Origin of the sequence: Pontibacter toksunensis (genome assembly GCF_042686245.1) — a bacterium.
GTDB classification, from domain to species: Bacteria; Bacteroidota; Bacteroidia; order Cytophagales; family Hymenobacteraceae; genus Pontibacter; species Pontibacter toksunensis.
The window spans coordinates 250,078-269,496 of sequence record NZ_JBHUOX010000002.1 but is presented as its reverse complement, the minus strand read 5'-3'; the positions used below and the strand labels follow the sequence as shown (position 1 = coordinate 269,496).

Sequence of the window (19,419 nt, the reverse complement as noted above, 5' to 3'; positions counted from 1 at the left end):
ACTTTTTTAGCCGCTTCCTGTGTTGTTTTTAAATTGTATGCCAATAGTCATTTGCCTGATCCAGCAAAGCTTCGGAAAATGATGTACATGGTGTAAGATCCAGATAAGGATAGGTTACTTTAGAAAGGTACAGGCCCTGAGGGTAGGCCGGCGTGAGTGCTTTCGGTGCTCGTTCAGCGGCAAGGTAACTTCTAAATTCATCCACACTTAGTGAGCCAGTGCCTATCTGCAGCAGCTTCCCAACGATTATCCGAATCATCCTGCTCAGGTACCTGTTTGCAGATATCTGAAACCGAAGCCTGTCACCATTTTTATCCGCATACCAGCTTGCAGAAGTAATTTGGCAGATAGTGCTGTCGTGCTCTGCCGGGGTGATGCATAGGTACCGGTAGTCGCTGTACAAAGGGAGTAGGGCAGTAGCCTCTTTCATCTTGTCGAGGTTCAGGTTCTTGATGAGGTAGAGGGAGCTAACATCACTCAGAAACGGGTTTTTGTAAGTATGTATAAAGTAGTCGTAGCTTCTCTGGGTCGCATCAAAACGTGCATGCGGCATACCCTCCATCGGATTAATATCAAATACGGCGATATCTGGCGGCAAGACTTTGTTCAGCCGGAAGCGCATATCGAATTCCCAAGGCTTTTCTACATCCAGATGAAAGAAGAACTGGCTGGCATGTACCTGCGCATCTGTTCTTCCACATCCCACAATAGAAGTAGGCACTTTCAAAATTCTTTGAAGGCAATCTTCAATTGTCTGCTGCACATTTACCCCATAGGGGTGGCGCTGCCAGCCTCTATAGTTGGTGCCGTTATAGCCTATATGGAAAAAGTATCTCAAGGTGTTTTGTTTGCTGCTGTGAGTTCACAAGATACCATTTAGAACTGTGTTCTGAGCACGAACCTTTGCAAGTTAAACAGGCTAGCAATGCTGCCGGACAGGATGGAGAAAGCCTCACCTTTCAGTAGCAAAATATGCACTACCGGAAGGTGAGGCTTTCTTTAAGTTTGTCCTTTATATGTATGGAGCAATCCGCTACTCCTAGTTTCCGCCTGTTCTGTTTAGCTCATCCAGGTTCACATTGCGTTTCTTGGATTGGAAGGACGTGCCTTTGCTGAAACGGTAGCGCAGGTTCAGCCTGACGCTGCGTGCCCCATGGTACTGCTCAATGGCGTTGATGTTCCCATTCAGGTTGGTTTCTACGTTCATGACACGGCCTTTGAAGATATCCGTTACGTTTAGCGTCATTGTTAGCTTGTCGTTCAGGAAGTTGCGCTTTAACCCGGCATCCAGCCACATCTGGTCTTCTATTCTGTAGAGGCCATACACGGCAGGGCTTTGGTAACCGCCGTTTAGCTCCAGGCGCAGGCCGAGTGGAAGCATTACATTGTGGTTGGTCTGTGCAATCACCGTTACCTGGTCGTTTACAATGATGTCATCGCCTGACACATTCGTAAACTCCTGATACATTCCAATGATGTTGTTGCTGATTTCCCACTTTTTCGATACCCGCACCGGAGCTACCAGCGTAGCTGTGGCACTTTTCTGGTTCTTTACGTTCTGCTGCTGAAATACCGTTGTGTTATCGACCGGGTTCTGGTTTGGCACTTCTGCTATAAAGTCCTGCGTCACGGCGTATCCAAATATAAGGTTATAAGTCTGTTTCAGCGTCTGGGTTACTTCGAAGGAGTTTACGTACTGCGGCTTCAGGTAAGGATTACCCTGGGCTGACGTGAAAGGGTCGAGGAAGAAGATGAACGGGTTCAGATGCTGGTAATTTGGCCTGTTAATGCGGCGGCTGTACTTGTATGCAATCTGGTAGTTGTCGCTGACTTTCTGCTGCACAAACACACTCGGGAACAGGTCCAGGTAGCTCCGGTCTGTTTTCTGGTTTTTAGTCAGGGAATTACCCACAGATTCTGTCTGCTCTGCGCGTAACCCACCCTGCACTGTCCATTTATTGCCCAATGTAGCCGATACATTGGCATAAGCTGCGTAAATGTCTTCTTTATAGATAAAGTGGTTGCTGCGGTCAGGGTCAGGAATTTCTTTGCCGTCTGATGTCTCGAAGAAGCGCAATTCATTATCAGAAATTACCTGGCTTGCCTTCGCGCCTACCTCCAGCTTGGTGCCTTTTCCTAGCGATTTTGTGAAGTCTACTTTGGCTGAGTAAATGTCGTAGCTGGTCGGGTTCTCGCTCAGTAACAGCTCGTGCCTTTGCTCAGAAGGGCTGCTTAGGAATATGTAGCGGTTACGAAACGACGCATCGTCCCTGCTGGTGATATGCACATAATCCAAGTCTGCGGATAGGGTAGTGCCCAGGGTATCGAGCTTGCCCAGGTAGTGCAGGTTTACGGTGCCGTTACCGTAAGCGCCTTCGGTACTGTTGAGGGCATGTATGTACAGGTCGTCAGCTGCATTGTCGTTTAGCAGGTAAGACTCTGTACGGAAGAAATTGTCGCTTCGGTTTACGTTGAGGTTTACCATGGCCCCGATGCTGTGCTGGCTGTTCAGGTCGTAATCCGTACCTATTCTGAGCGAGGGCTGCAAGCGTTCCCCTTCTTCGTAGCCTGTCTGGTCATACGCGCTCTTTCTGCCATCTTCGGTTAAAAAGACACGGTCCATTTTCGCGTCGCGGTAGCGCATTCGGCGGGCAAGGTCCACGCTACCGAAAGAATTCCACTTGCCGCTTTTGTGGCTCAGCTCCCCACCGGCAGTATAGGAGTTCAGGTTGTTATACTGGTAGCCGCCGTAAACGCTGCCGTTCATACCCGCCTGCTGTGGCTTTTTCAGGTTAATGTTGATGATGCCGGAGGCTCCTTCAGCATCAAACTTTGCCGATGGGTTCGTGATTAGCTCCAGGTCTTTGATATTCTCGGCGCTCATACCTTGCAGCAGGTTCTGGAGCTCTTTCCCTGACAAGAAAGAGCGTTTGCCGTTCAGCATGACCTGCACACCTGCCTTGCCATTCAGCTGCAGGTTACCATCCTGGTCTATCCAGACACCTGGCGGCTTGGCCAGCACCTCATAGGCTGTGCTGCCGCTTGCCAGGGCGGTTCCTTCTACGCTCACCACCATTTTGTCCGGGTGTGTTGTAACGGTAGGGCGCATGGTTTGCACCTGCACCTCACTCAGCGTCTTCACATCGCCTTTTACCTGTAGCTTTCCAAAATCTTTCGAAAAACCCGGTCCGGTTACTTTGAACGGTTCGGTTTGTGTCTCTACATACCCCAGGCCGTTGAGCTTAAGCTGGTATACGCCTGTGGCTGGTGTCTTAATCTGGAATCGCCCGTCCATGTCTGCAATGGCGCCTGTCACCACTTTGGCGGTGGAGGCATCTACTACGGCTACATTCACAAAGCCTACAGGCTGTGTTTTATCATCTACCACTATACCTGAGAGTATACCATCTGCCTGGGCCCAGACAGGACTGCTACAGAAGAGAAGCAGCAGTAATGTGAAAAGATTTTTCATATTTTTATTTTGTTTCGCGTTGTTGTTCTGACGGCACAAATATGGTATATAGTACTTTGTATAGCAAGGTACTATAAGCGATTCTGGAGAGCTTTTAGACGAATAAGGGATTTTATTCTACTAACACTGGTTGCCTACAGGTGAGGAGGTAGCTAAGAAATTTCCTGCTAAGGGAGGAGACTGGCAGAAGTAAAGCCCAGCGCAAGCATATTTTAGGGGGAATTAGCTGAGGTAGGTTACTGGCTTACAAAAAAGAATGGTTTCTGTAGCTTACCCGGTGCATCTGTAAGAAGGTATACTGAGACAGTTACCTGCAGGTAATAAAACACGAAAGCTGAAACAAGCACACTGCCGATGTTAACATCAGAAGGAGGTGTGCATACCTGGAATAAGGAATGGAAATAACTCGTATAACCGCTAATGTAGAAAGGGGGGTAACAAGCCAGCAAATCATGACTTGTTTTGTCGTTCGGTGAACTTAAGATAAGGGAATAAGGAAATTTCCTTTGTCTTTTAAAGACGAAGGAAAATTACCAACGAAGGCACTCAACAGGCAAGGGCCTTCATTGGTAAAGAAGCACACCTTTTTATAAAAGATATACCGGAAACAACTTAAAGTAAAAGTCTTGTATAGGATTTTACTGCTTAAAGGGACAACACACTGTTACTGCTGCCAAACTCGTTCGGACGCTGCTCGTCTGCCTCTGGCTCATTCATCCATTCAGACTTGTTTACAAGATACCTGAACTCATGCTGGCTGTTTTTAGGAAGTGAGGTCTCATAAGTAAATGTGCCACCCTTCTTCTTGCTCATGGTAACTCCGTTCTCCCAGTCGTTGTTCAGGCCAAGAATTTCTACTGTTTCAGCATTATCAGGATTCACCGTGAATTTAACCTTACAAGAATCCTTCGTTTTAAGATAAGTTTTCTGTATCATTTTTTAGTTTCTATTAGGAAAACAATATTTACGCCTTAATACGAATAAAAACAAAAAAGTAACCCATTGATTAACAAAATATATGAATTTTGAGATTAAAACAAAAAGATTTGCAAGAACTATTTCAATAGTTTTTTTGAAACGTCACTGCTTTTCAAATAGCTGGTTTACACTTGCTGTTCACCGGTACTCCTGCGGAGAAATATACTTAAGTGTCTTTTCTAATGATTATTCTGCCTATCCTTGTATGTTTTTATCAGGCTAACAGAGTTAATACAGTAACGCAACCCGGTGGGTTCGGGACCATCGTCAAAGACATGGCCCAGGTGGCAGTCGCAAACATTGCACATGGCTTCTATACGTTGCATCCGGTGGCTGTCGTCGAAAGCGTACTTTATGGCACCCTTTTTTATGGGTTGCGTAAAACTCGGCCATCCGGACATAGCGTAGTACTTATCACTGGAGTCGAATAAAAGGCTTTCACAGCCAACGCAGGCATAAACTCTAGGTTCATAGTTGCGGCAGTAGGCATTTTTGTAGGGCCGCTCTGTTCCCTTTTGCCTTGCTACCTGGTACTGCTCCGGTGTAAGCTGCTGCTCCCATTCTTCCTCTGTCTTCTCAACCCTTCTATTAGGCTCGGGATTACTGTATTTGGCAAATTTTATGACGTCTATCCAACGGAGCATCAGATGGTATGGCTAGAAATTGTTTTACGAAACGAGAGAGCAGGAAATAGGTTTCTATCCCCTTCTGGTTAAGTTGCTTTAGTTGTCTAAAACAGGATCTGTAAAGAACCTCCTTCTTATCAAAACACAGCGCATCGGTTACTATCAGGTAGAGTGCACACGTCGTGCTACGGTGGCTGCTGTGTTAACATACGCGGCAGGCATTGGAGTTACTCCTTTTGTCGTCCGGCTTTATCATCATTGCTGATTTTTTGCTTCGCTTGCCGCCACCATCACCCATTTGGCCAAAGCGCAAGTATATGGCTTCTGTATCTCGTACTATGAAAGTAGCTCAGGGCTAAGTAAAGGAAGCTTGCCCTCCTTTTTTCCCGGTTCATTTCTGCATGACAGGAAAAATAGCATACCTGCTGATATCAAATCGCATCAAGTGTAATCCATAGGAATGAGAACTTTTTTCTGGCTAAGCTGCCGTGGTTACAGTTCATCCAGCGACTCATAAACAGCCTTTTTCATTTTACCGGCCTATACTCTCCAGGCTGGGGCAGGGGCCCTACATAAGGGAAGACGCGGCACCTGAAAATCTACAAATAGAGGGCCCTCTTCCCCCAGGCCCTCTTCCCCCAGGCGCTCAACCCAAAGGCTGAAAACACACTCACTCTATGCCAGCACTTGTTAAAGGCTTATTTATGGAAGGAGCTTTAGGCAATTTGGTAGGATGGACTTGTTATCGGAAAAAAAAGGGAAATTAAAAAGGGCTTTGACCGGAATCAGTTCTTGCCTGTTCCTGTCAAAGCCTATTTTAAACCGGCACACATCGGGCAAAAGCGGATTTACCTATACGGCAACAGCCTCTTTCTTTAGCTGCTCGGGTTTGTCCCATTCATCCGCATTTCTGATATCCAACTTCTTTGCGCTGAATACAGGATCAAGGCCCGCTTTGCGCTGGTCCTGGTAATCTTTCAGCGCCCGAAGCGCCGGCTTTCTCAGCAAGATGATGGCCACCACGTTCAGCCAGGCCATAATGCCCACGCCTATATCACCCAGCACCCAGGCCGACTCAGCTGTTTTGATGGAACCGTAAAAAGTAGCCGCCAAAATTAAAGCTCTTAATGTCCAGAGCTGCCATTTGCTCCCCTTGGCATTCAGGTACGTCAGGTTGGTTTCAGCAATGTAATAGTAAGCCATGATGGTGGTGAAAGCAAAAAACAGGAGGGAGATAGCTACAAAGCCGCTGCCGAGCGAAGGAAAGTAGGTGTTCACCGCCTGCTGCGTATACTCCGGCCCGAACGCCACACCGGGCAGGTTTTCTACTATAAACCCCCCCTCCGGATTAACCACATTGTACTGCCCGGTAAACAGAATCATAAAAGCGGTGGCTGTACAGACAAATAATGTGTCTACGTAAACAGAAAATGCCTGTACCAGCCCTTGCTTTGCCGGGTGGCTAACCTCTGCCGCCGCAGCTGCATGTGGTGCCGTTCCCTGGCCCGCCTCATTTGAGTAAATGCCTCTTTTTACTCCCCAGGAGATAGCCATACCAAAAACACCGGCAAAGGCAGGTTCAATGTCAAAAGCAGAACGCACTATCAGACTGATAACAGCAGGCACCTCTGTGATATTCACACAGATGATAATGATAGTCATCAGGATGTATGCTCCCGCCATAAACGGAACTGCAATTTCCGCTACTTTCCCGATACGCCTCACGCCCCCGAAAATGATGAGCGCCAACATAAAGGTGACAACGGCGCCCGTTACGGCCACAGGAACATTAAAGGCAGTATAAATACTGGAAGCAATGCTGTTGCTCTGCACTCCCGGTAAAAAGAGCGCCATACTAATGATAGTGGCTACGGCAAAAAGAACGGCATACCATTTTACCCCCAGGCCTTTCTCAATGTAGTAGGCGGGGCCACCGCGGTACTGTCCGTCCTTAACCTGCTTGTATATCTGGCCCAGTGTTGCTTCGATGAAGGCGGAAGAACTGCCTAGAAAAGCAATCATCCACATCCAGAACACAGCACCCGGGCCGCCCATGGCAATGGCTGTAGCTACGCCGGCTATATTGCCTGTCCCCACGCGGCCGGCAATAGCAATAGAAAATGCCTGAAAGGAGCTGACCCCTTTTTCAGATGACTGCCCGTTGAAGAGCAGGCGTATCATTTCGCGCAGGTAGCGGACCTGCAAAAACCGGGTTACGAAGGAGAAATAAATTCCTGCACCAAGGCAAAGTATGATAAGAGCGTTGCTCCAAACAATGTCGTTGATCGAACTGATAATGTTTTCCATGAGATTCTTTTCGGCAGAGGAACAGCAGGTTAAGACTGTTTTAAAAGCTGTATAACTGAGTTCTCTTATCTTCTTATGCTTAAAGAAAGCAAATTTTTGGCATTTTCCTTCTAAAAGGTAGCGCACAACTGCAGTAAGCTGCCTCCGTTACTGCTTTAAATCAGGCAGTACTTTCTGTGCTACAACCAGGGCGTCACAAGCTATAGAGGAAAGGTCACAGGATAACATTCAGTAGCAGGGGCGGTAAAAGAGCAACTGCCATCCTGCTTTCAAAGCACGTGCGGCAGCTTAAAAAAGCAGGAGGGAGATGTAATTTAAGTGCTGCTGATCCTGATGAAGCCTTTGTCATAGATTCTTTTATTGGTGAATTCATCGGTCTCATACCAGACATCAGCTACAGCTGCTGGCGTAATGTAAGTAGTTGCAAACTCCTGGTTTCCGTTGATGGTTTTATAATCCGTTACCATCTCGTAACCTTCCTCCAGTGCTTTATAGTATGCTTCATCATCATCCAACTCTGCTGCGTAGCGGTTGTATACCTGGTGGTACTTGTCTGTGATGGTCTCATAGTGGCGCTGAAGTTCCGGGGTTTCAAATTCCATGAAGCCCTCTTCGTCTCTGGTCCATTTACCCTGTATTTCCATACCCCCTAAGTTAAGGGATGGAGCCGGTAATTTTGATGCAGGTGTATCATAATTACTGATGATGGGTTTCTGAGGAAGGCAGACGCACCTGCCTGGCTCTCATACCTGCCTGGTGCTTTAACGAAAGTGCGAGATACTGGAAACTTTTTACAATATTAAATGTCTCAAACTGAGTGAGCGCCTGCTTTCCTGATATAATTGCCTGCTGGGGGTATGTATAAGTATCTGTAAAAAAAGCTAAATTTAACGACAACACCATCATAACAAGACTTGTATGACACAAACAGTTCGGGCCGCTGACAAGAAGAGGCTAAGCTTCTGGCAAATCTGGAATATGAGTTTCGGGTTTTTAGGTATTCAGTTTGGTTTCGCGCTCCAGAACGCTAACGTCAGCCGTATTTTTGAAACACTTGGCGGAACAGAAATTGCGCTATACTGGTTGGCGGCTCCCGTTACAGGCCTAGTGGTGCAGCCAATTATTGGCTACCTGAGTGACCGCACCTGGCATCCGCAACTCGGCCGCCGCCGGCCATTTTTCCTGATAGGCGCCATTCTGGCCTCAGCCGCTTTGTTTGTCATGCCGAATGCGTCTGTGCTCTGGATGGCAGTGGGCATGCTCTGGATCCTGGATACGTCCATCAACATATCGATGGAGCCATTCAGGGCACTGGTAGGAGATTTACTGCCTTCGAGCCAGCGGACGATGGGCTTTGCCACCCAAACCTTCTTTATTGGTGTCGGTGCCGTAGTGGCTTCGATGCTTCCATACATCTTCACTAACTGGATTGGTGTTCCCAATACCGCCCCTGAGGGTATGATTCCATCCTCGGTAAAATGGTCATTTTATGTGGGTGGAATTGTCTTCCTGGCAGCTGTTCTCTGGACGGTCTTCAAAACAGAGGAGTATCCTCCCGAAGACATGGAGGCTTTCGAGGAAGAGAAAAGAAACACCTCCTTCAGCGATGGTGTGAGGGAAACGTTCATGGGTATATTCCATATGCCCAAAACCATGCTGCAGCTGGCAGTGGTGCAGTTCTTCTCCTGGTTTGCCCTTTTCTCAATGTGGATTTACACCACCAGTGCCCTGACCAGCCACGTGTATGGAACTTCTGATACAACCTCGGCGCTCTATAATGAGGGAGCAGATTGGGTGGGGGTATGCTTTGCTGTTTACAATGGTGTTTCTGCTATTTTCGCCCTCCTGCTGCCTTTCCTTGCCAAAGCCACTAACCGTAGAATTACCCACCTGATTTGCCTCGTGCTGGGGGGACTTGGCCTTATATCCATCTACTTTATTACAAACCCGATGATGCTCTTGGTGTCGATGGTGGGCGTGGGCATTGCCTGGGCTAGTATCCTGTCTATGCCTTACGCTATACTGGCGGGAGCTTTGCCAGCCAAAAGAATGGGCTACTACATGGGTGTTTTCAATTTCTTCATTGTAATTCCTCAGATTGTAGCCGGTGCCATCCTGGGCTTCATGACCGATAACCTCTTTGGTGGACAAGCTATTTATTCCTTGGTGCTGGGGGGATGTTCCATGATACTAGGCGGCTTCCTGACGCTGATAGTAAAAGACGTAGATGAGCAGCTAGCCTGATAAAGCTTCTTAGTCCTGCAGAACCTTAAAAGCTAAGACTAGCTACAAAATATTCTTTTATAGTATCATGTGTTATATTTAGACTCTATTCTAAATAAACACACATGATACTTAAAAAGCTTTTACAGGTTACCCTGCTGGGAAGCGCTTTGTGTTCGTTGCACGCTACGGTACAGGCACAGGGTACCCGCCTGCTGCGGCAACCCACTATCAGCGAAGGCCATGTTGCCTTTGTATATGCCAACGACCTCTGGATTGCCGATCGTAATGGAAGCACAACAAATCTTGGCATTGCCCGCAGGCTTACCTCCAATGAGGGAGCTGAAACCAATCCCCATTTCTCACCCGATGGCCAATGGATTGCCTTTACCGGACAGTATGATGGCAACACTGATGTATACCTGATTCCTGCACAAGGTGGTCAACCCAAAAGACTTACCTGGCATCCGGGGAATGACGATGTAACCGGCTGGACGCCCGATGGTAAATCGGTGCTGTTTATCTCCGGACGTGATGGGCACCCAACAGCCAGTTCTAAATTCTACCAGATTTCTGTCGATCAGGGTATGCCGCAGGCACTCAAGATCCCGCAGGCAGCAGGAGGAGAGCTGTCAGAGGATGGGCAGTACGCGGCTTATCAGCCTATTTCTTTCTGGGACCCGGAATGGCGCAACTACAGGGGAGGGCAGGCCCAGCCTATCTGGATTGTTGACCTGAAGAATTACTCCCTGAAGCAGACGCCACAGGAGAATAAAGAGCGGCATACCAGTCCTGTCTGGATGGACGGTATTGTATACTTCCTGTCTGAAAGAGACTACGCCAACAACATATGGTCTTACAACCCCAAAACAGAAGAGCTGAAGCAGCACACCTTCCACAAGCAGTTCGACACAAAGAACCTGGATGCGGGTGCCGGCATGCTGGTGTATGAGCAGGGAGGTTACCTCCACCTGCTGAACCCGAAGACAAACGAGACAAAACAGTTATCCATAGACGTACGAGGTGACTTTGACTGGGCTCGCCCACGTTGGGCAGATGTCTCGCCTATGCAACTGATGCATGCTTCCCTGAGCCCTGGTGGCAAGCGGGCACTGTTTGAGGCGCGCGGGGAGGTGTTTACTGTTCCGAAGGAGGAAGGGGACTGGCGCAACATCACCCGCACCTCGGGAGCCGCTGACCGTTTCCCTACCTGGTCTCCGGATGGTAAAAAGATTGCCTGGTTCTCAGATGCCAGTGGCGAATATCAGCTCCTGATCGGCGACCAGGAAGGGCTTACTAAACCACGCAGCATTGCCATCCCGAATCCTACTTTCTTTTTCCGCCCGGAATGGTCGCCTAACAACAAATACATCGCCTTTACCGACACAGACTATAACCTCTGGTATGTAGAGGTTGCCAACGGTAAAATCAAGAAAGCAGATACTGAAGGATACGCTCACCCAGACAGAACGATGAACCCGGTGTGGTCTCCGGACAGTAAGTGGATTGCTTACACGCGCCTTCTTGATAATCAGTTTAAGGCGGTGAAAGTGCATAACGTAGAGACGAATCAGACCCTGCAGCTAACAGATAAAATGGCGGATGCGCTTTCTCCTGTCTGGGATGAAAGCGGCAAGTACCTGTACTTCCTGGCCAGCACCAACTTTGGCCTGAACACCGGCTGGCTTGACATGAGCAGCTACGACCATCCGGTAACAAGGAGCCTGTATATGATCGTGCTTTCCAAGGACACACCCTCTCCGTTGCTGCCCAAGAGTGATGAGGAACTTACTCAGAATGAGCCGGAGGAAAAGGAGGACCTGGACCTGCAGGACGACAAGCCAAAGAAAAAAGAGAAAGAGGTAAGAACAAAGAGTGGTCAAAAAGGTGAGCCTAAGGTAGTGAAACCTGCCGTGCAGGTGAAGATCGACATGGAAGGGCTGAGCCAGCGCATCATTCCAATCGATATACCGGAGCGCAACTATACAGGGCTTTTGCCTGGGCCGGAAGGGCAGGTGTTTTACCTGGAGAGCATCCAGAACCAGCAGGGAGACAACCTTCACCGCTACAGCCTGAAGGAAGCAAAACCAACGGAGTATCTGACGAAGGTGAACGATGCTTCTGTATCCTTCGACCGCAAGAGCCTGCTGTACCGCAGCGGCAGCAACTGGAGTATTGTGAGCACATCAGGCAGCGCACCAAAGCCAGGCGACGGGAAGCTGAAGGTAGCAGACATGAAAGTGAAGGTGGAGCCTGCAGAGGAGTGGAAGCAGATCTTCCGGGAAGGCTGGCGATACCAGCGCGACTTCCTGTACGTGGACAATGTGCACGGAGCCCCCTGGGATAAGCTTTACGAATGGTACGGTCCCTGGCTGGAGCACGTGCGCCATCGTTCAGAGCTGCATTACATGATTGATATTTTGGGTGGCGAAGTATCTGTCGGCCACTCCTATACTTCCGGTGGTGACTTTCCGGATGTGAAACGCGTGCAGATAGGTTTGTTGGGTGCAGATTATGAAATTGAAAAAGGCTACTACCGCATCAGCAACATCTACAACGGCGAAGCCTGGAACCCGGATTTGCGTGCTCCGCTTCGTGCTCCTGGCCTGAACATTAAGAATGGCGATTATATCCTGGAGGTAAATGGACAGGAAGTAAAAGCTCCGGAGAACTTCTACAAGTTTTTTGAAGCCACTGCTGACCGCCAGACGGTGCTTCGCATCAATAGCAAGCCAACGATGGAAGGCTCCCGCCTGGTAACGGTAGTGCCTATATCAAACGAGAACGGCCTGAGACGTATTGCCTGGATTGAAGGCAACCGCAGAAAGGTAGACGAGCTTTCCGGTGGCAAACTGGCTTATGTATATATTCCAAACACAGGTCAGGGTGGATACACTTACTTTAACCGGTATTATTTTGGCCAGCAGGATAAAAAAGGAGCTGTGATTGATGAACGCAACAATGGTGGTGGCTCTGCAGCAGATTACATGGTAGACATTATGGGCCGGGAATTGCACGGTTATTTCAACAGCAAAGTAGGCGAGCATCGACCTTTCACCACACCAATGTCCGGTATATGGGGCCCGAAGGTAATGATTGTAAATGAAATGGCTGGCTCTGGCGGCGATTTGCTGCCTTACCTGTTCCGGAAGATGGAGATAGGCCCCATTGTCGGAACCCGCACCTGGGGTGGCCTGGTAGGCACCTGGGATACGCCTCCTTTCATTGATGGCGGCCGTATGGTAGCACCACGCGGTGGTTTTGTGGATGCAAATGGCGAGTGGGCCGTAGAGGGCGAAGGCGTAGCGCCGGATATTGAGGTGATGAATAAACCGGCAGACGTCATAGCAGGCAGGGATCCTCAACTGGAAAGAGCCGTGGCAGAAGCAATGGAACTCCTCAAAACGCAGGAGGTAATCTTAAAGCCAGAACCAGCGGCCCCGAACAGGTGGCGTCGTCCGGAGGGCTGGGAAAAAGAAGCCACACAACCTGATAAGTAGTAACAGAATTGAATTGATAAATCCTTTTGTTACTACTGAATGAGGTAGAAGATTGAAAATCTAAAAAAGCGGTGTAGAGGCTCTCTGCACCGCTTTTTGTTTGCTAGCAACTGTGTTCGTTTTATCACATTGCCTTAAGCGCCTTCCATAAAGCCAAGTCTTTTCTATTTGTTTGCACGGTGTAAATGAGACTCCAGTTTTTGAGTTGAGCGCCTGCTGGTATGGGGCCTCTATTTTGAGATTTTTTTGATGCCGCGGGAGCGGCATCGCCTTGGCGCAGAAAAACTCACAGCGCAATGCCCTTAAGAGGGTCCCTACACCCACAACGAGGCCTTTCGGCCGAGAGTACAGTACGCCATGTAGGGTGTTCAAGTACTTCACTTAGGAGCCATGATAGCTAAGTGAGCAGGAAACAATCCCCCTGAGTGGAAAATGTATGATAATTGGTGAATCCCCTCCTTGAAAAAATGAAAGGGTCATAAAACATGCATCTCCTGTACTAGCCGAAGAACTGCCTCTGTGGCTGATACAGGAGATTTGCCTGTTATATTCAACTCCTTATTCTTTTGCAGAAGCATCTTTCTTTCTGCAGTAGGCATAGGCATCAGCCATAGTAGGCAGAATGTTCAATACGCTATCCAGACCTGCCTTCTCTATAATCTTATTCATCTGTGGATTGAACTGATAAAAGAGGAGCAGAACACCGCTGGCCTCTGCTTTGCTACATAGCGAAAGTAGCATACGCAACGTTTTTGTAGGGAGAGATGAAATGGATTCACAGTCTACCCAAACCGTTTTGTTTTTTGACATAGCAGCGCACCTCATTACGTGCTCCAACAGGTTACAGTCTTCTGGATTGACAGTTCCTTTTGCCATTACCAGGCTGCAGTACTTCATGTGTTGTACATATACTGCCATTTTCCCCTCCAAACTTTTTCGTTAATGTTTATCTGGAATCACTCTTTTAAAGAGATGATCAGCTATTTATAAAGGTACGGCTACTTACTTCTATAACCCACGGCGGAAATACGTAATATGTTTTGGTGCAAATACTTAACTTTTTGCTGTTGCATTTGGTGTTCCTTTAAAGCGGCTGTATCAGGGCTTGAGTGATTTTTGCAATCTGCTGATAAGTAGTATACTTATACGGTAAATGACCCACTTCAGGTAAAAAAAATAAAAGGTAAGTCCAAAACAGACAAGGGAGCAAAAGCTACCATCAACAGGAGCTGAATTTGTGCAAAAAAGGCAAAACAAAAGCCCTGTAGGGGGGACTACAGGGCTGATGCTAATCTAAACACAAACAACCAACAAATTTATTACTAACCAAAAAGTATATAAAGCTCTAGCCCGAGGAGGAGCTAAAGATTAATAGCGTATAAACGGAGCCGTTAGGCTGATAGAATGATAATTATCAGCGAAGCCTACAAAATAATCTCCTATAAATATCCCGGCACCTTTGTTCACAGCACTGGCTACTTCTACGTGGTGGATCATATTCCCATCAATGGTGGCATAACCAACGTGTTCCTCTTCCTGAGTACCTGCTTTTAATACAGCAATAGCTGATAAACATGCACTCTTGTAGCAGCTTTCTGCCAGTTTCTGTGTTGCTTTGTGAACGGTGGTATTCATGTTGTTTGGAGGCTTGGGGTTCTAATACGTTACAATTATAAGCATGCCTGCCTTGAGGAAACAGGAATATAAGGAGCTGCAGGTAACATGAGTTCTATAGTTGCCTGGGCGGTATTCTAAAGCCTGAGTTGCTATATTCTTTTAGGGAAACTGAAGTTCTTACTGCTGAACATGATAATGGTTAAAAAATAACAAAGGTTAAAATGGAAAAAAGTAACATTTTAGCCTTTGTTATTTTTAAAAAAAGATTGGGTTAAGTAGTGGCTGCAGGTATATAGTGCCAGCACTGTGGAGGAAAGAAGTCCTCCAGGAAACACGACAAGCCACCACGCAGAGGTGTTGGATTTGATATCAGCTATAAGCCTGCCCCAACTCACCATGTGGGTTGGAACGCCAATATTGAGGAAAGACAAAGTTGACTCAAGGGCAAGTAAACCCCCGAGGCCAAAGGTAAAGGCTACCAGAACAGGCCCTGAAAGGTTTGGCAGCGCATGTCGCCAGAGAAGTTGGCCTGAACTTAGGCCTATACTCTGTGCCGCTTCAAAGTACGGCAGCTGTTTTATACGCAGCATTTCGGCGCGTGCCAGTCGAGCAACAGCAGTCCAGAGCGTGAACACGAGTATCAGGGAAAGCAACACAACAGAGGGAGGTATAAAAGAAGCAAGCACTAATATCAGCACAAAACGGGGAACAGTGGAGAGGCCCTCAATTAATCTTAATACCATTAGATCCACAGGCACAGTCACTTGCAGTTGCAGGAAGTTTGTTTTATAGTGTAGCAACACGAAAATCACAAAAAGTAACATCAGGAGAAGAAGGCATGTCAACAGACTGCCTGCCAGTGCAGTTCCTCCCAACCCCATACCTGCTACCTGGATAGGCAGGTAAATACCATAATAGCTAAAGCAGAGGATGCAAAGCAACAACAGCAGCAAGCTGCCGGCACACATGCTATAGCCTCTGTTGGCGTAATATCCTGCTCCTGCGCCTAAAACCAACCCAACAAGCGTAGCCAGAAGCATTACAGGAACACTTATGAGAAGTGCATTGCGTGCTCCATACATCGTGTTCGAAAGCACATCTCTGCCCATACTGTCTGTTCCCAGCAGGTGCCTTGCTTTATTAGATACAATCGCGCTTTCAAATGGGCTTTGGTATACATGTGCTACATCAGAATAATTTGGCTCATAGGGGAGAGGAAGCCAGGGTAAAACTGTGGTTAGTAAAAGGAGCAGCAGCAGGTAGGCTGCAGCTGCCTTAAAACCTATCTTGTGGCGCCAGAGGTAAATTATATGTTGCCAGATTTGCTTCATGCCAGTTGCACCTTAATGCGCGGGTCGGCCAAGGCATATCCCATATCAGCCAGTAGAAAAGCGAAGATCCTGAAAGCTGCTATAACCAGCACAATGCCAATGAGCACCGGGTAATCCCTTGCCAACACCGACTCCACCAACAACCTCCCGATACCGGGTAGAGCAAATATAGTTTCGATGATTAGCGTACCAGCCACTAAGGCAGGAAGAAAATCAGAAACGATAGTGATAATGGGCAGCATCGAGTTGCGAAGAACATGCCGCCTTATTATAGCTCCTTCTGCCATGCCCTTTGCCCTGGCTGTACGGGTATAGTCAGCCTGTAATGCCGAATGGATAGAGGCATAAACCTGGCTTGTGATGTAAGGAAGGTTAGCGAGGACGAGGCAAATCATGGGCAGCGTCATATACTGCCACCACTGGTTTAGCTGCTGCCAATAAGTCAACTGTTGGGGAGAATAATAACCCATACCGAAAACAGGAAACAGCTGTAAAAAATCTGGGTTTGCCAGCAGGACAAGCAGCAGCAGCGCCAGCACAAAAAGCGGAATGCTGTCGGTGATGAAAAGGAGGGGCAACAGAAGCTTTCGAAACCATTTTCCCTTTTTCTTCGCCATCAGTATACTGCACTCAAGCGCCAGCAGAAAAGTGATGACCATACTAAGGGCAAGGAGCCACCATGTATTGCCAATTGCCTCCGTTAAGAGTGCCCCTACGGGTCGGTTGCTTCTGTATGAGGTGCCTAAATCACCTTGGAAGAGTTGTATGAGCCACCGGTGATATTGATTTTGACGTCCATGCCAGCGTACTTCTGGAATAAGAAATGCAAAAGATGCCTGTTCCTGCTGCATTCTCTGTAGCCGCTCGAGTAGCAGGACTGCTGCTCCCTTCACCTGAGGCTGACTGGCTGCTGCTACGGCACTCTTTGCCGCATCCTCTAATGGTTGGAATTCTGTCTCAGTCTGAAGTACCTGAAGGGTATGAACTAAGGCTGTGTCAGGGCTGGTCTGCAGTTGCCTCTCCAGGGAATCTGTAGCTGCAACAAACGCCTCTACATTAAATTTGCTTCCATAATACCAGGAAAGCTTTTGAAACCGCGCCTGCTTTGGTTCTGGATATGAATGGCTCAGGGAAGAAGGTGGTTGAGTTGCCGGAGCTACTGAGAAGTAAAACAAAGGTTTATCCAGACCGATTCTACGATTGTAACTCAGGTAAGCCTGCTGCCTGTCTTTTTCAGAGCTTTTGCTGTAGTACCCCTCATTGCTCGCTAGTATACGCTCTGTGGCAAAAGAACTAGGCAGCAACCTGCTAAGCAGGAACACAGCGGTAGCCAACAACCACAAGGCAGGTATAGCAAGAAGTAACTTCCTGAAAAAGTATGGCAACATCAAAAGTTACTTATTTCTGCAACGTGAACGCGCTCACATCATAGTTTGGCTTCAGACCGGATACTTTTACATTGTCGAACCTGCGATGCACAGCAAGGCGATCCTTGAGGTAAAACATGGAAATAAAAGCTGCCTCATCATAAAGGATTTCCTGGAGGCGTTTTAAGAGCCTGGCTTTTTCCTCAGGTGATTCAACTGCGTTGATGCCATCCAGCACGCTATCGCTCTCCGGCGTACCAAATCCTGTCACGTTCATACCTCCCAAGTTAGCAAACGATGTGTGGAGCAGCGGCTGGAAATTTATTACGAAGGGGTTTCCTGACAAAGACCTGAAAAACATCTCATATTCATGCGCCCTTAATTTCGAACTCAGTAAGCTGTTTTCCATTCCCTGCAACTGCACAGGAATACCCACTTCGGCGGCTCTTTGCTGAAAGATAATGGCGGCTGGTTCAAAAGTTTTGCTGCCAGCTTTATAGTTTACATCTACTGTTAGCTTTTCTCTTTTGCCATTGATGCTTTTGTACCACCCATCCTGTTCCTTTTGCCATCCTGCTGCTTTTAGTAAATTGGCTACTTTTTCCGCATTAAAGCTTTGCGGCTCCAGGCTCGTGTTATAGTACTCTTTGATAGAGGGAGGAATGGGACCAACGGTAGGGGTGGCATAGTTAAGCTGAGAAACCTGAATCACGCTGTTCACATCTATCAGATGGGCGACAGCCTGGCGGGTGTGTTTGTCAGAAAACTTTGGAGAGCGGGTATTCAGGCCAGCATAAACAAACTCATAGGTTTCAGGAGAGTACAGGGCATAGTCTTCCTTGAAACTTTCGTCGTTCAGGATTTTATCGAACTCAGCAGCTTCTATGTTTTCTAAAACATCAATTTCTCTGCTTTTGAGGGCCAATAACGCATTGGCGTTATCAGGAATAACCTGAAAGCTAATGCGTTCCGGATTTGCTGTGAGGTGCTGCGCTTGAGGTATGTCATTACCCCACCAGTCACTCTTGCGTTTTAAGGTGAGGTATTGCCCGCTCGCCCATTCCTCAAGCAGGTAGCCACCGCTGCCCTGAAGCATGGTGGTGCTGTGCCCATACTCCGGGGAGTTGAACTTTTCTGCAAATGCCTTTAGATTCTCATTGTTTTCAAGCTCGGAAAGGCTTCCGTTAAGTGCCGCCACCTCAATAGGTTGCAGCAGTGCATCAGGATCCAAAAGATATGCTGGTAGTATAAAAAAGTCTCCTGTCAGCAACACCATCTCAGGGCTGTACCCTTCACAAACCAGGGTAAAGCGTTTTGGGTTGGCAGGATCTATCTTTATATCCTGAATAAACTGTAGCTGAGGTCTTATAGACTCGTTATTTATTAACGGAGCTTTTAACACCTTCAGGGTAAAGGCAACATCTGCCGCTGTTACAGGCGAACCATCCGTCCAGGTAGCTTCCTCCCTTATCTCGTAGGTAAATAGCGACACTGAATCCTGACGCTCCACCTGTGGCAAGTCAGCCGCCAGAAAAGGCTTTATCTTGTCATCTGCCAGGTCTGCACTCAGCAGGCTCTGAAACAGCAGGTTAATTATTTGTAGTGCTCCCGCATCACTATAGCTTACCGGGTTCAACGTTTCCGGATTCACTGACAGTCTTACCCGCACCTCTTCTGGCGCTCGTGCGGGCTGACTGCAACATGAAAGTACTACTAAAAGGCTTACTAAAATTAACCTGAACTTCCTCATTTATGTACCTTTTGGCTAAAGATATACTTAAGGGCAAGTTAGGGAAAAGAAACTAAAGTTTTGGAAATGGTGCGACTTAATGCGTTCCGTTTTCCCAAGTACTTGTTCCACCATTTGTGCCCACGCCTCCAGGAGCTGTCGTAGTAGTTCCGTTCTTTTTAGTATCCTTTGTGTTTGTAGTTGATACAGTACCCCCAGAAGTGAGTGTAGATAATGTTACTAAGATAGAAATGATGATTGATACCATG

General features: G+C 47.6%; 13 protein-coding genes. 2 read left to right on the top strand and 11 right to left on the bottom strand.

Going from position 1 to position 19,419, the window contains the following annotated elements; translation table 11 throughout:
- Nucleotides 1-28 precede the first annotated feature (28 nt).
- The 6 genes from ACFS7Z_RS03970 to ACFS7Z_RS03945 all read right to left on the bottom strand — a co-directional run bounded on the left by ACFS7Z_RS03970 (nucleotide 29) and on the right by ACFS7Z_RS03945 (nucleotide 8,027).
- A complete protein-coding gene (locus tag ACFS7Z_RS03970) occupies nucleotides 29-838 on the bottom strand; it encodes a tRNA pseudouridine synthase A (protein WP_377481256.1) in 810 nt (269 codons plus the stop codon).
- Nucleotides 839-1,039: 201 nt separating this feature from the next.
- On the bottom strand, nucleotides 1,040-3,472 hold the full coding sequence (locus ACFS7Z_RS03965; RefSeq protein ID WP_377481252.1) for a TonB-dependent receptor domain-containing protein: 2,433 nt from the start codon (nucleotides 3,470-3,472) through the stop codon (nucleotides 1,040-1,042).
- A 645-nt stretch (nucleotides 3,473-4,117) separates the two neighbouring features.
- The gene (locus ACFS7Z_RS03960; protein ID WP_377481249.1) at nucleotides 4,118-4,408 is read right to left on the bottom strand and encodes an isoamylase early set domain-containing protein; all 291 of its coding nucleotides are present in this window, start codon (nucleotides 4,406-4,408) and stop codon (nucleotides 4,118-4,120) included.
- 221 nt (nucleotides 4,409-4,629) lie between these two features.
- The gene (gene msrB, locus ACFS7Z_RS03955) at nucleotides 4,630-5,094 is read right to left on the bottom strand and encodes a peptide-methionine (R)-S-oxide reductase MsrB (protein ID WP_377481246.1); all 465 of its coding nucleotides are present in this window, start codon (nucleotides 5,092-5,094) and stop codon (nucleotides 4,630-4,632) included.
- 834 nt (nucleotides 5,095-5,928) lie between these two features.
- Entirely contained in the window at nucleotides 5,929-7,383 is a 1,455-nt protein-coding gene (locus tag ACFS7Z_RS03950; RefSeq protein ID WP_377481242.1) for an alanine/glycine:cation symporter family protein, read from the bottom strand.
- 314 nt (nucleotides 7,384-7,697) lie between these two features.
- Entirely contained in the window at nucleotides 7,698-8,027 is a 330-nt protein-coding gene (locus tag ACFS7Z_RS03945) for a hypothetical protein (protein ID WP_377481239.1), read from the bottom strand.
- A gap of 274 nt (nucleotides 8,028-8,301) precedes the next feature.
- Between ACFS7Z_RS03945 and ACFS7Z_RS03940 the strand changes: the two genes are divergently transcribed.
- Together ACFS7Z_RS03940 and ACFS7Z_RS03935 are read left to right on the top strand one after the other, a co-directional pair.
- Nucleotides 8,302-9,627 carry an MFS transporter gene (locus tag ACFS7Z_RS03940; protein WP_377481236.1) on the top strand — a complete coding sequence of 442 codons (1,326 nt, stop codon included), beginning with the start codon at nucleotides 8,302-8,304 and terminating at the stop codon, nucleotides 9,625-9,627.
- 104 nt (nucleotides 9,628-9,731) lie between these two features.
- A complete protein-coding gene (locus ACFS7Z_RS03935) occupies nucleotides 9,732-13,106 on the top strand; it encodes a S41 family peptidase (RefSeq protein ID WP_377481233.1) in 3,375 nt (1,124 codons plus the stop codon).
- A gap of 558 nt (nucleotides 13,107-13,664) precedes the next feature.
- Here the strand turns inward: ACFS7Z_RS03935 and ACFS7Z_RS03930 are convergent.
- From ACFS7Z_RS03930 to ACFS7Z_RS03910, 5 genes are all read right to left on the bottom strand, one after another.
- Nucleotides 13,665-14,003 (bottom strand): STAS domain-containing protein, encoded by a 339-nt coding sequence (locus tag ACFS7Z_RS03930; RefSeq protein ID WP_377481230.1) that lies wholly within the window; start codon nucleotides 14,001-14,003, stop codon nucleotides 13,665-13,667.
- A 471-nt stretch (nucleotides 14,004-14,474) separates the two neighbouring features.
- On the bottom strand, nucleotides 14,475-14,741 hold the full coding sequence (locus ACFS7Z_RS03925) for a hypothetical protein (RefSeq protein WP_377481226.1): 267 nt from the start codon (nucleotides 14,739-14,741) through the stop codon (nucleotides 14,475-14,477).
- A gap of 221 nt (nucleotides 14,742-14,962) precedes the next feature.
- Nucleotides 14,963-16,054, bottom strand: coding sequence for an ABC transporter permease (locus tag ACFS7Z_RS03920; RefSeq protein WP_377481223.1), 1,092 nt, complete (start codon nucleotides 16,052-16,054; stop codon nucleotides 14,963-14,965).
- A complete protein-coding gene (locus ACFS7Z_RS03915) occupies nucleotides 16,051-17,442 on the bottom strand; it encodes an ABC transporter permease (protein WP_377481220.1) in 1,392 nt (463 codons plus the stop codon). Before ACFS7Z_RS03915 ends, ACFS7Z_RS03920 begins: the two co-directional genes overlap by 4 nt.
- 10 nt (nucleotides 17,443-17,452) lie before the next feature.
- Nucleotides 17,453-19,090 (bottom strand): ABC transporter substrate-binding protein, encoded by a 1,638-nt coding sequence (locus ACFS7Z_RS03910; RefSeq protein WP_377481217.1) that lies wholly within the window; start codon nucleotides 19,088-19,090, stop codon nucleotides 17,453-17,455.
- Nucleotides 19,091-19,419: the final 329 nt, after the last annotated feature.